Origin of the sequence: Pseudomonas sp. 6D_7.1_Bac1 (genome assembly GCF_025465945.1) — a bacterium.
Taxonomy (GTDB): domain Bacteria; phylum Pseudomonadota; class Gammaproteobacteria; order Pseudomonadales; family Pseudomonadaceae; genus Aquipseudomonas.
The window spans coordinates 182745-195938 of record NZ_JANLNW010000078.1 but is presented as its reverse complement, the minus strand read 5'-3'; the positions used below and the strand labels follow the sequence as shown (position 1 = coordinate 195938).

The 13194-nt window shown below is 58.0% G+C and carries 10 protein-coding genes; 1 reads left to right on the top strand and 9 read right to left on the bottom strand.

Going from position 1 to position 13194, the window contains the following annotated elements:
* Positions 1-44 precede the first annotated feature (44 nt).
* The 9 genes from sucD to sdhC form a co-directional block, all read right to left on the bottom strand.
* On the bottom strand, positions 45-926 hold the full coding sequence (sucD, locus tag NTD87_RS24425) for a succinate--CoA ligase subunit alpha (RefSeq protein WP_262116752.1): 882 nt from the start codon (positions 924-926) through the stop codon (positions 45-47).
* Positions 926-2092, bottom strand: coding sequence for an ADP-forming succinate--CoA ligase subunit beta (gene sucC, locus NTD87_RS24420; RefSeq protein WP_007919879.1), 1167 nt, complete (start codon positions 2090-2092; stop codon positions 926-928). The genes sucD and sucC overlap by 1 nt, the downstream gene beginning before the upstream one ends.
* A gap of 182 nt (positions 2093-2274) precedes the next feature.
* On the bottom strand, positions 2275-3711 hold the full coding sequence (lpdA, locus tag NTD87_RS24415) for a dihydrolipoyl dehydrogenase (RefSeq protein ID WP_262116751.1): 1437 nt from the start codon (positions 3709-3711) through the stop codon (positions 2275-2277).
* 110 nt (positions 3712-3821) lie between these two features.
* Positions 3822-5039, bottom strand: a complete 1218-nt coding sequence (gene odhB, locus NTD87_RS24410; RefSeq protein ID WP_262116750.1) for a 2-oxoglutarate dehydrogenase complex dihydrolipoyllysine-residue succinyltransferase — start codon at positions 5037-5039, stop codon at positions 3822-3824.
* Between the two features lie 42 nt (positions 5040-5081).
* Complete coding sequence (locus NTD87_RS24405) at positions 5082-7913, bottom strand: 2-oxoglutarate dehydrogenase E1 component (protein WP_262116749.1); 2832 nt, start codon at positions 7911-7913, stop codon at positions 5082-5084.
* A gap of 262 nt (positions 7914-8175) precedes the next feature.
* Positions 8176-8880, bottom strand: a complete 705-nt coding sequence (locus NTD87_RS24400; RefSeq protein WP_262116748.1) for a succinate dehydrogenase iron-sulfur subunit — start codon at positions 8878-8880, stop codon at positions 8176-8178.
* A gap of 11 nt (positions 8881-8891) precedes the next feature.
* On the bottom strand, positions 8892-10667 hold the full coding sequence (gene sdhA / locus NTD87_RS24395) for a succinate dehydrogenase flavoprotein subunit (RefSeq protein WP_262116747.1): 1776 nt from the start codon (positions 10665-10667) through the stop codon (positions 8892-8894).
* A gap of 3 nt (positions 10668-10670) precedes the next feature.
* Positions 10671-11039: a succinate dehydrogenase, hydrophobic membrane anchor protein gene (sdhD, locus tag NTD87_RS24390; RefSeq protein WP_262116746.1), complete on the bottom strand. Its 369-nt coding sequence runs from the start codon at positions 11037-11039 to the stop codon at positions 10671-10673.
* Positions 11033-11419: a succinate dehydrogenase, cytochrome b556 subunit gene (gene sdhC / locus NTD87_RS24385; RefSeq protein WP_262116745.1), complete on the bottom strand. Its 387-nt coding sequence runs from the start codon at positions 11417-11419 to the stop codon at positions 11033-11035. The genes sdhD and sdhC overlap by 7 nt, the downstream gene beginning before the upstream one ends.
* Positions 11420-11768: 349 nt before the next feature.
* Between sdhC and gltA the strand changes: the two genes are divergently transcribed.
* Complete coding sequence (gene gltA / locus NTD87_RS24380; protein ID WP_262116744.1) at positions 11769-13058, top strand: citrate synthase; 1290 nt, start codon at positions 11769-11771, stop codon at positions 13056-13058.
* Positions 13059-13194 lie beyond the last annotated feature (136 nt).

Here is a 13194-nt window from a genome sequence, read left to right as displayed (position 1 = left end):
CCGAAGGTGGCCTTTGTTTGGTGGAGCTTAAGTAAGCGCGAGGCTTACTTCATCGCCCAGCCAGTCAGCTCGGACAGAGCCTTGCCGATGTCTGCCAGCGAACGCACGGTTTTAACGCCTGCGTCTTCCAGGGCTGCAAACTTCTCGTCTGCAGTGCCTTTGCCGCCAGAGATGATTGCGCCAGCATGGCCCATGCGCTTGCCCGCAGGGGCAGTCACACCAGCGATGTAGGAAACAACCGGCTTGGTCACGTGTGCCTTGATGTAGGCAGCCGCTTCTTCTTCAGCCGAACCGCCGATCTCACCGATCATCACGATCGCTTCGGTCTTCGGGTCTTCCTGGAACAGTTTCAGGATGTCGATGAAGTTCGAACCCGGGATCGGGTCACCACCGATGCCGACGCAAGTCGACTGACCGAAACCGGCGTCAGTAGTCTGCTTCACAGCTTCGTAGGTCAGGGTGCCGGAACGCGAAACGATACCGACCTTGCCTGGCAAGTGAATGTGACCTGGCATGATGCCGATCTTGCATTCGCCTGGAGTGATCACGCCTGGGCAGTTAGGGCCGATCAGGATCACGCCCAGTTCGTCGCACTTGACCTTGGCATCCAGCATGTCCAGGGTAGGAATGCCTTCAGTGATGCAAACGATCAGCTTGATGCCGCCGAACGCTGCTTCAAGGATCGAGTCCTTGCAGAAAGGAGCTGGAACGTAGATCACGCTGGCGGTGGCGCCAGTGGCGGCTACAGCGTCTTTCACGGTGTTGAACACTGGCAGACCCAGGTGCTCGGTGCCGCCTTTGCCTGGAGTTACGCCGCCAACCATCTTGGTGCCGTATTCGAGGGCTTGCTGGGTGTGGAAACTACCTTGCGAACCGGTAATACCCTGGCAGATAACTTTGGTGTCTTTATTGATCAGGACGCTCATTATTTGCCCTCCGCAGCTTTAACGACTTGTTGAGCAGCGTCGGTCAGGCTGGTAGCAGCGATGATGTTCAAACCGCTTTCTGCCAGTACTTTAGCGCCCAGCTCAGCGTTGTTGCCTTCAAGGCGAACAACAACCGGGATTTTCACGCCGACTTCTTTCACAGCGCCGATGATGCCTTCGGCAATCATGTCGCAGCGAACGATGCCGCCGAAGATGTTGACCAATACTGCAGCGACGTTAGTGTCGGACAGGATGATCTTGAACGCTTCGGTAACGCGTTCTTTGGTAGCACCGCCGCCCACGTCGAGGAAGTTGGCTGGTTTACCGCCATGCAGGTTGACGATGTCCATGGTACCCATGGCCAGGCCAGCACCGTTGACCATGCAACCGATGTTGCCTTCCAGCGCTACGTAGTTCAGTTCGAACTTGGCAGCGTGCGCTTCGCGCGGATCGTCTTGCGACGGATCGTGGAAAGTCTTCAGCTTAGGCTGACGGTACATGGCGTTGGCGTCGATGTTGATCTTGGCGTCCAGGCAGTGCAGATCGCCGTCAGCCTTGATCACCAGCGGGTTCACTTCCAGCAGAGCCAGGTCGTGATCCTTGAACAGCTTGGCCAGACCTACGAAGATCTTGGCGAACTGAGCAACTTGCTTGCCTTCCAGACCCAGCTGGAATGCCAGCTCGCGACCCTGGAATGGCTGAGCGCCAACCAGTGGATCGATAGTGGCCTTGAGGATTTTCTCAGGGGTGTCGTGAGCGATTTTCTCGATGTCCACGCCACCTTCGGTGGAAGCCATGAACACGATGCGACGGCTCGAACGATCAACGACAGCGCCCAGGTACAGCTCTTTAGCGATATCAGTGCACGATTCAACCAGGATCTTGGTGACTGGCTGACCATTGGCATCAGTCTGGTAAGTCACCAGACGCTTGCCCAACCACTGTTGAGCGAATGCTTTAGCGTCTTCTTTGCTGCGAACCAGCTTGACGCCGCCCGCTTTACCGCGACCACCGGCGTGAACCTGGGCTTTGACAACCCACTCGCTGCCGCCGATTTTGTCGCAAGCTTCTGCTGCTGCTTCCGGGGTGTCTACCGCGTAACCGGTCGAAACTGGCAGGCCGTATTCAGCGAACAGCTGCTTACCCTGATACTCGTGAAGATTCATGCTTATTACCGTCTTCGTTAGGTACTGCGCATTCGGTGCTGCACTCATTCAAGTGCCGCACCACCTGTGACTGCTGCTTGCGTAGCTGAGCTACGCAAGACTGCGTCCAGCGGATATTCCGCGGTGAGTCTTGCATGCAAGGCTCACGACGGGCCATTCCGCCGTGGTTTCTTATTATCCGCTTAGCGCTTCTTGCGATTGGCAATGTGGATGGCGCCGCCATTCACTGCCAGAGCTGCTTCGTGCAAGGCTTCGGACAGGGTCGGATGGGAGAAAACCATCATGCCCAGGTCTTCGGCGCTCGTGCCGAATTCCATGCCGATTGCGCCCTGCTGGACCAGTTCTGCGGCGCTCGGGCCAATCACGTGGACGCCCAATACGCGGTCTGTCTTGGCATCGGCGATGACTTTGACGAAACCACCGGTATCGTTGGCTGCCATGGCACGGCCAGAGGCTGCGAACGGGAAAGTGCCGACGTTAACTTCAACGCCTTCAGCTTTCAAGGCCTGCTCGGTTTTACCGACCCATGCAATTTCCGGGTGAGTATAAATAACCGAAGGGATCAGGTCATAGTTCATCTCGGTCTTGTGACCCTTGATGCGCTCGACAACCATGATGCCCTCTTCCGAGGCCTTGTGTGCCAGCATCATGCCGCGAACCACGTCACCGATGGCGAAAACGCCCGGTACGCTGGTGGCGCAATGATCGTCAACGAACACAAAACCACGCTCGTCGAGGGTCACGCCGCAGTCAGCTGCCAGCAGATCGGTGGTCACTGGACGGCGACCAACGGCTACGATCAGCTTGTCGAACGTGATGGTCTGTTCGCCGTTGGCGTCGGTGTAGGTCACCACGACTTCTTCGCCGTTGACCTTGGAACCGGTAACGCGAGCGCCCAGCTTGATGTCCAGACCTTGCTTGGTCAGGGTTTTCAGTGCTTCTTTGGAAACGGCGGTGTCGGCAGCCATCAGGAACGTGTCCAGGGCTTCCAGGACAGTTACTTCAGCGCCCAGACGGGACCATACCGAACCCAGTTCCAGACCGATCACGCCAGCGCCGATCACGCCCAGACGTTTCGGTACCGATTGGAATTCCAGAGCGCCAGTCGAATCGACGATGACTTTCTGGTCAACCGGAGCCGGTGGAATGTCGATCGGACGCGAGCCCGAAGCGAGGATCACGTTCTCGGCTTCAATGATTTCGACAGTACCGTCAGGCTTGGTCAGTTCGACTTTCTTGCCGGCCAGCAGTTTGCCGTGGCCTTGCAGGGAAGTCACACCGTTGGCCTTGAACAGGGTAGCAACGCCAGAGGTCAGGCCTTTGACGATGTTGGCCTTGCGGCCGACCATTGCTGGCACGTCCATGGTCACGCCAGCGTGGTTGATACCGTGGATCGCAAAACCGTCCTGGGCTTCGTGGAACTTCCAGGAGCTGTCCAGCAGCGCCTTGGACGGAATGCAGCCGACGTTCAGGCAAGTACCGCCGAGGGCCAGTTTGCCTTCCTTGTCGGTGTATTTCTCGATGCAGGCAGTCGAGAGGCCCAGTTGCGCTGCTTTAATGGCAGCCACGTAGCCGCCAGGGCCCGCGCCAATCACTACCACGTCGAATTTCTGAGTCATGTGTCATTCCTTCTCGAATCAAACCGGACGGTCCCTTTTGAGGACCGTCGTGGGACGAAGCTGGTCATTACAGAAGGGCCGCTCATCGCTGAGTGGCCCGTGCAACGAAATCAGATATCCAACAGCAAACGAGCCGGGTCTTCCAGCAGGTTCTTGATGGTCACCAGGAAGGTCACAGCTTCTTTGCCGTCGATCAAACGGTGATCGTAGGACAGAGCCAGGTACATCATCGGACGGATAACAACCTGACCGTTGATCGCCATTGGACGCTGCAGAATGTTGTGCATGCCCAGGATTGCCGCTTGCGGCGGGTTGACGATCGGGGTCGACATCATCGAGCCGAATGTACCACCGTTGGTGATAGTGAACGTACCACCGGTCATCTCGTCGATGGTCAGCTTGCCGTCGCGAGCCTTCTTGCCGAAGGTAGCGATGCCGCCTTCGATTTCAGCCAGGCTCATCAGTTCGGCGTTACGCAGAACCGGCACCACCAGGCCACGGTCGCTGGACACGGCAACGCCGACGTCAGCGTAGCCGTGGTACACGATGTCGCCGCCGTCGATGGAAGCGTTGACTGCCGGGAAGCGTTTCAGCGCTTCGGTGGCCGCTTTCACGAAGAACGACATGAAGCCCAGGCGCACACCGTTATGGCTCTTCTCAAAGAGATCCTTGTACTTCGAACGCAACGCCATGACTTCAGTCATGTCGACTTCGTTGAAAGTAGTCAGCATCGCCATGTTCGACTGGGCTTCAACCAGGCGCTTGGCCACTGTGGCACGCACGCGGGTCATCGGTACGCGCTTCTCGGTGCGGTCGCCAGCAGCGAACACCGGAGCAGCTGCAGCCGGGGCAGCGGCCTTGGCAGGCGCGGCAGCCGGAGCGGCTTTCTTGGCAGCAACTGCCGCTACCACGTCTTCCTTGGTCACACGACCGCCTTTGCCAGTACCGGCAACGGAAGCGATGTTGATGCCGTTTTCTTCAGCCAGCTTGCGAGCAGCCGGTGCAGCAACAGGATCATCTTCGCCAACAGCGGCAGGCGCAGCAGCTTGAGCAGCGGCAGCCGGAGCAGCAGCTGGAGCGGCAACAGCACCGCCCGCTTCGATGGAGCCCAGGACTTCGTCGGACAGAACGGTGTCGCCTTCGTTCTTGACGATAGCGCCCAGCACGCCATCTGCGGTGGCCAACACTTCCAGTACGACTTTATCGGTTTCGATGTCGACGATCAGGTCGTCGCGCTTGACCGCGTCGCCCGGCTTTTTGTGCCAGGTGGCAACGGTGCCATCGGCAACCGATTCCGGGAAAGTGGGGGCTTTGATCTCGATAGCCATTGTCTGTGGTTCCTTAAATTCGGTTTCAGGTGCGCGAAGGCGTTAAACAGTAAAGGCGTCTTGCAGCAGTTTTTCCTGCTGCTCGGCGTGCATCGATGCATAGCCACAAGCAGGTGCAGCAGAAGCGTCACGGCCCGCGTACTCGAGTACGAGAGACTTGTTGTGACCGCCAACGATGCGGCGCATGTGATGCTGGCTGCAGTACCAGGCACCCTGGTTCATCGGCTCTTCCTGACACCAAACGATGTGTTTGAGGTTGGAATAAGGAGCCAGGACTTCAATCAAGTCGTCCTCAGGGAATGGGTACAGCTGCTCAAGACGCACGATGGCGATGTCGTCACGACCTTCGGCACGGCGTTTTTCCAACAGGTCGTAATAGACCTTGCCGCTACACAGCACGAGACGAGTGACCTTTTTCGGATCATGCGCATCGATTTCCGGAATAACGGTCTGGAACGAACCTTCAGCCAGATCTTCCAGAGTCGAGATAGCCAGCTTGTGACGCAGCAGCGACTTCGGAGTCAGGACTACCAGCGGTTTGCGCAGCGGGCGAATCACCTGACGACGCAACAAGTGGTAGATCTGGGCCGGCGTAGTCGGCATGCACACCTGGATGTTGTGCTCGGCGCACAGCTGCAGGTAACGCTCCAGACGAGCCGAGGAGTGCTCCGGCCCCTGACCTTCATAACCGTGTGGCAGCAACATGGTCAGACCGCACAGACGGCCCCACTTGTGCTCACCGCTGGTGATGAACTGGTCGATAACCACCTGGGCACCGTTGGCGAAGTCGCCGAACTGGGCTTCCCAGATCACCAGCGCTTCAGGCGTGGTGGTGGAGTAGCCGTATTCGAACGCCAGTACGGCTTCTTCGGACAGGAACGAATCGTACAGGTCGAAACGTGGCTGGCCTTCGTACAGGTGTTGCAACGGGATGTAGGTGCCCGCATCTTTCTGGTTGTGCAATACCGCATGACGGTGCGAGAACGTACCGCGGCCGATGTCCTGGCCGGTCATGCGAATCGGGTGACCTTCGAACGCCAGGGTCGCGTACGCCATGGTTTCGGCGTAACCCCAGTTGATCGGCAGGCCGCCGGCTTGCATTTTCTGACGGTCTTCGTAGATCTTCGCGACTTGGCGCTGAACCACGAAACCTTCCGGGATTTCCAGCAGCTTGGCGGACAGCTCTTGCAGGGTCTTGAGATCGAACGTGGTGTCGTGACGCGCAGTCCAGGCGTGGCCCAGGTACGGACGCCAGTCGACGAACAGCTCTTTGTTCGGCTCCTTGACCAGGCTTTTCACTACATGCAGACCGTTGTCCAGCGCGTTGCGGTATTCGTCGACTTTCGCCTGAACACGTGCAACGTCAAGCACACCGCTCTGGGTCAGACGATCGGCATACAGCTCACGCGTGGTGCGCTGCTTGGTGATCTGCTGATACATCAGAGGCTGGGTGCCGCTTGGCTCGTCGGCCTCGTTGTGGCCGCGACGACGGTAGCAGACCAGGTCGATCACTACGTCACGCTTGAACTGCATGCGGTAGTCGATGGCCAGTTGGGTTACGAACAATACGGCTTCCGGATCATCACCATTCACATGGAGGATCGGCGCCTGGATCATTTTCGCAACGTCGGTGGCGTACTCGGTGGAGCGGGAGTCTTCCGGGTTGCTGATAGTGAAGCCAACCTGGTTGTTGATCACGATGTGAACGGTACCGCCGGTCCGGAAGCCGCGGGTCTGCGACATCTGGAAGGTTTCCATGACCACGCCTTGACCGGCGAATGCCGCGTCACCGTGGATGGAAATCGGCAGAACCTTTTCACCGGTAGGGTCGTTACGACGATCCTGACGGGCACGCACCGAACCCTCGACCACTGGCGAAACGATTTCCAGGTGGGAAGGGTTGAAGGCCATGGCCAGGTGAACTTCACCGCCTGCGGTCATGACGTTGGACGAGAAGCCCTGGTGATATTTAACGTCACCGGAACCCAGCTCGACCTTCTTCTTGCCTTCGAACTCGTCGAACAGCTCGCGCGGGTTCTTGCCGAAGGTGTTGACCAGCACGTTCAGACGGCCACGGTGGGCCATGCCGATAACGATTTCCTTGGTGCCGTAGGAACCGGAACGCTGGATCAGCTCGTCAAGCATCGGAATCAGGCTCTCGCCGCCTTCCAGGCCGAAACGCTTGGTGCCCGGGTATTTGGTACCCAGGTATTTTTCCAGGCCTTCGCCTGCGGTGACGCGCTCGAGCAGGTGGCTCTTGATATCGGCCGAATACACCGGACGGCCACGCACGCCTTCCAGACGCTGCTGGAACCAATGGCGCTGCTCGGAATCGACGATGTGCGTAAATTCAGCGCCGATGGTGCGGCAATATGTCTGCTGCAACGCTTCGTGAATTTCGCGTAGGCTCGCTTCCTCTTTGCCGATGAACAGGTCGCCGGCACGGAAGGTCGTATCAAGATCGGCATTGGTCAAGCCGTAATGATTGATCGACAGGTCTGCAGGTGCAGGACGCTGCCACAGCCCCAGCGGGTCAAGCTGGGCTGCCTGGTGGCCACGCATACGGTAGGCCTGGATCAGTCGCAGTACTTCAACTTGCTTCTTCTCGTGCTCACTGCTCACGCTGCCGGCGGAAACCGGTTGGGCGCGGCGCTGGTTCTTTGCCAGCAGCACGAAATGATCGCGAATCGTCGAGTGCGATACATCGGTGGCAGCGTTGCCGTCAGCGGGCAACGTCTGAAATTTGGTGCGCCACTCTTCTGGCACAGCGTTAGGGTCGTGCAGGTAGAGCTCATAAAGCTCTTCCACATAGGCAGCGTTACCACCTGAAAGATAGCCGCTGTTCCACATGCGCTGCATCACGCTTTCTTGCATGCTTGGTCACCCTCGGTTAGGGGAACACCATCGGCGAAGACACCGAGCAAGCTTGCAGAAGTCCGAGTGCAGCGACCAAAACAAGCCACTTAGGATCACGCTGATAGTCCGGGTACCAGCCCGGATGCCCCTGCTTGTCTCATTTCTTCAAAATAAGAGCCGCAGCCTTATGGGCTGCTGCTCTGGCTATAGCTACGACGCGGGTTGAAGCCCGCGCCTTAGCCTCTACGGGTACTGCAGTCCTACGGGTACAACAGCTGAATCACACGCCGTTTTGCAGCAGCATGTTACGTATGTGACCGATGGCCTTAGTCGGGTTCAGGCCTTTCGGACAAACGTTGACGCAGTTCATGATCCCGCGGCAGCGGAATACGCTGAACGGGTCATCCAGCGAAGCCAGACGCTCGGAAGTCATGGTATCGCGGCTGTCTGCCAGGAAGCGGTAGGCTTGCAGCAGAGCAGCTGGACCCAGGAACTTGTCCGGGTTCCACCAGAAGGACGGGCAAGAGGTCGAGCAGCAAGCGCACAGGATGCACTCGTACAGACCGTCAAGCTTTTCACGCTCTTCAGGGGACTGCAGACGCTCGATGGCCGGAGCCGGCGTGTCGTTCTGCAGGAATGGCTTAACCTTCTCGTATTGCTTGTAGAAGATGCTCATATCGACGACCAGGTCACGGATAACCGGCAAACCTGGCAGAGGACGAACGATCAACTTGTTGCCTTTCACGACAGCAGACAGCGGCGTGACGCAGGCCAGACCGTTTTTGCCGTTGATGTTCATGCCGTCGGAACCGCAAACACCTTCACGGCAAGAGCGACGATAGGAGAACCCCTCGTCCTGCTCTTTGATCAGGGCCAGCACGTCCAGCACCATCAGGTCTTTACCACCGGTATCGACCGAGAATTCCTGCATGAACGGCGCGGCGTCCTGATCAGGGTTGTAGCGATAAACACTGACTTGCAACATGGCGGCCACCCTTAATAAGTCCGAATCTTAGGTTCAAAAGTCGGAACAGTCTTCGGCGAGAAGTTCACGGCACGCTTGGTAACGCGCTTGTCACCCGGGAAGTACAGGGTGTGGCACAGCCAGTTTTCGTCGTCGCGGTCTTCGTAGTCTTCACGGGCGTGAGCGCCGCGGGACTCTTTGCGGACTTCTGCAGCGATGGCAGTAGCTTCGGCCACTTCCAGCAGGTTTTGCAGTTCCAGCGCTTCGATACGAGCAGTGTTGAACGCCTGGCTCTTATCGTTGATCTTGACGTTGGCGATACGGCCACGCAGATCAGCCAGTTGAGCGATACCCTTCTGCATGTATTCGCCGGTACGGAATACCCCGAAGTAGTTCTGCATGCAGCTTTGCAGCTCTTTACGCAGGGTAGCGACGTCTTCGCCTTCGGTACGCGAGTTCAGGCCATCGAGACGCGCCAGGGCTGCGTCGATGTCGGACTGGCGAGCGCGGGTGTAGTCAACGCCTTCTTTCAGGGTCTGTTCCAGGAACAGGCCAGCGGCACGGCCGAATACCACCAGGTCGAGCAGCGAGTTGCCGCCCAGACGGTTGGCACCGTGAACCGATACGCACGCCACTTCACCTACAGCGAACAGACCAGGAATGATCTGATCAACGCCGTCGGCGTCCTGAGTGATTGCCTGACCATGAATGTTGGTGGCAACGCCGCCCATCATGTAGTGGCAGGTTGGAACAACCGGAATCGGCGCTACGGCTGGATCGACGTGAGCGAAGGTCTTGGACAGTTCCATGATGCCTGGCAGACGGCTGTGCAGAACTTCTTCACCGAGGTGATCGAGTTTCAGCATCACGTGGTCGCCATCCGGACCGCAACCGTTGCCGGCGATGATTTCTTTAACCATCGAACGGGCAACAACGTCACGACCAGCAAGGTCTTTGGCGTTCGGAGCATAACGCTCCATGAAACGCTCGCCGTGCTTGTTGATCAGGTAACCGCCTTCACCGCGGCAGCCTTCGGTAACCAGCACACCGGCGCCGGCAATGCCGGTCGGGTGGAACTGCCACATTTCGATGTCTTGTACCGGCACGCCAGCACGCAGAGCCATGCCAACGCCGTCACCGGTGTTGATCAGGGCATTGGTGGTGGACGAGTAGATACGACCTGCACCGCCAGTCGCCAATACGGTGGCGTTAGCGCGGACGTAGGAAGTTTCGCCAGTTTCGATGCAGATCACGATCATGCCGACAAAGGCACCATCTTCGTTCTTCACCAGGTCGACGCCGTAGTATTCGTTGAGGAATACGGTGCCGGCCTTCAGGTTGGCCTGGTACAGGGTGTGCAACAGTGCGTGACCGGTACGGTCGGCAGCGGCGCACGTACGGGCAGCCTGGCCACCTTTACCGAAGTCTTTCGACTGACCGCCGAACGGACGCTGGTAGATGCGGCCCTGTTCGGTACGGGAGAACGGCAAGCCCATGTGCTCTAGCTCGAAGACCGCTTCCGGACCTACGGAACACATGTATTCGATAGCGTCCTGGTCACCGATGTAGTCGGAACCCTTGACGGTATCGTACATGTGCCAGCGCCAGTCATCGTTCGGGTCAGCGGACGCGATGGCGCAGGTGATGCCACCCTGTGCGGATACGGTGTGCGAGCGAGTCGGGAAAACCTTGGTGATAACGGCCGTCTTGTGACCGCCCTGTGCCAGTTGCAGCGCAGCGCGCATGCCAGCACCGCCGCCGCCAATGATGATGGCGTCGAACGAAAGCGTATTTACTGTATTAGACATGAATCAGATACCCCAAAGAATCTGCACACCCCAGACGAAGTACGCGAACATCGCGACGCCGCATACTGCCTGGAAGAGGAAACGTACTGCAGTCGCGGACTTGCCCAGCGCCATTGGCGTCAGGTAGTCGGTCGCAATGGTCCACATGCCGACCCAGGCGTGAGCGCCCAGAGCAACGAGAGCCAGGAGACTGAAAATACGCATCCAGTTGTTTGCGAACAGTTCATGCCATTGGGCGTAGCCAAGGCCAGGGTGCGCAACGACGTATCCGATCAAAAAGATGAAATATGCCGCGAGAACGACCGCAGACACACGTTGTGCCATCCAGTCATAGAGGCCCGAACGCGATAGGTTCGTAACGCTGGTTACCATATCCAAACTCCCGCCAGAACGATCATCACCACGGAAACGGCGATGACGATTTTCGAGCCCAGCGTGCCGCCTTCCAGCGTCTCACCGATGCCCATGTCCATGATCAGATGGCGTACACCGGCCACCATGTGATACAGCAAGGCGGACAGCAGGCCCCATGCTACGAACTTGGCCAGCGGACTGGTCAAGCATGCCTTCACCCCGGCAAAACCTTCCTCGGAACCCAGGGATTTGCTCAATGCATACAGCATGATGCCAAGGCCCAGGAAGAGGATGATGCCGGAAACACGGTGAAGAAACGACGTAACGCCGGTGATGGGGAGTTTGATGGTCCTTAGGTCTAGGTTTACAGGTCGTTGGCTTTTCACGGCTTTTTTCACACTGAAGAGCCCCTAACAATCAGGGCAAAGTTGTTGGGGAGTGCACTGGTCAGGTAACCACCACCCAGGGATGCGACCCCCAATAAAGCAGGCCCAAAAGCCCCTGGCGGTCGGTGGCCGAGTATAGACAGTTAGGCTACTAATGACAACGCGTTCACCTTCCCCTAATAGCTCATTGCGCAAGCGGGATAAAAGGCGTAAATGGCAGTTAATTTCGAGGAAAAAGTCCGGTTAAAGCCTTCTGGAGCAAGACTTTAGGCAAATTGACATTCGAATTTATCTCACTATAGTGGTGCGGGCCCTGCGTGGGGGGTCTGTCTGATGATTTCAAGCATAAATAGGAGGCCACATGGCTGACAAAAAAGCGCAGTTGATCATCGAGGGCGCAGCCCCCGTCGAGCTGCCCATTTTAACCGGCACCGTTGGTCCCGATGTAATCGACGTTCGGGGCCTGACGGCCACGGGCCGTTTCACGTTTGACCCGGGTTTCATGTCGACCGCCTCTTGCGAGTCGAAGATTACTTATATCGACGGCGACAACGGCATTCTGCTGCACCGCGGCTACCCGATCGAGCAACTCGCCGAGAAGTCGGACTACCTGGAAACCTGCTATCTGCTGCTCAACGGCGAACTGCCGACCGCAGAGCAAAAGGCCCAGTTCGTCAGCACCGTCAAGAACCACACCATGGTTCATGAACAGCTGAAGACCTTCTTCAACGGCTTCCGTCGCGACGCCCACCCAATGGCCGTCATGTGCGGTGTAGTCGGCGCCCTTTCGGCCTTCTACCACGACTCCCTGGACATCAATAACCCGCAGCATCGCGAAATCTCCGCGATCCGTCTGGTTGCCAAGATGCCAACCCTGGCAGCGATGGTTTACAAGTACTCCATGGGGCAACCCATGATGTACCCGCGCAACGACCTGTCGTACGCGGAAAACTTCCTGCACATGATGTTCAACACCCCGTGCGAGATCAAACCGATCAGCCCGGTACTCGCCAAGGCCATGGACCGGATCTTCATCCTCCACGCCGACCACGAGCAGAACGCATCGACCTCCACCGTACGTCTGGCAGGCTCGTCGGGTGCCAACCCGTTCGCCTGTATCGCTGCCGGTATCGCTGCACTGTGGGGCCCTGCCCACGGCGGCGCCAACGAAGCGGTACTGACCATGCTCGACGAAATTGGCGATGTCTCGAACATCGACAAGTTCATCGCCAAGGCCAAGGACAAGAACGATCCGTTCAAACTGATGGGCTTCGGTCACCGGGTTTACAAAAACCGCGACCCACGCGCTACCGTCATGAAGCAGACCTGTGACGAAGTGCTGAAAGAGCTGGGCATCAAGCACGACAAGCAACTCGAACTGGCCATGCGCCTGGAAGAGATCGCTCTGACCGACCCGTACTTCATCGAGCGCTCGCTGTACCCGAACGTCGACTTCTACTCGGGGATCATCCTCAAGGCGATCGGTATTCCAACCAGCATGTTCACCGTGATCTTCGCCCTGGCGCGGACCGTCGGCTGGATCTCCCACTGGAAAGAAATGCTCTCCAGCCCGTACAAGATTGGCCGCCCGCGCCAGCTGTACACCGGCTACGAGTCGCGCGACATCACCCGGCTTGAAGACCGCAAATAAGACCTGTCTTGCGATAACGTCTTAGCTGCACCGGAAACGGCCTCTGCCTCTTATACAAGAGCAGAGGCCGTTTTTGTTTACCCCCCCCCGTAGCAGCTGCCGAGCCTGCGAGGCTGCGTTCGGCTGCGCAGCAGTC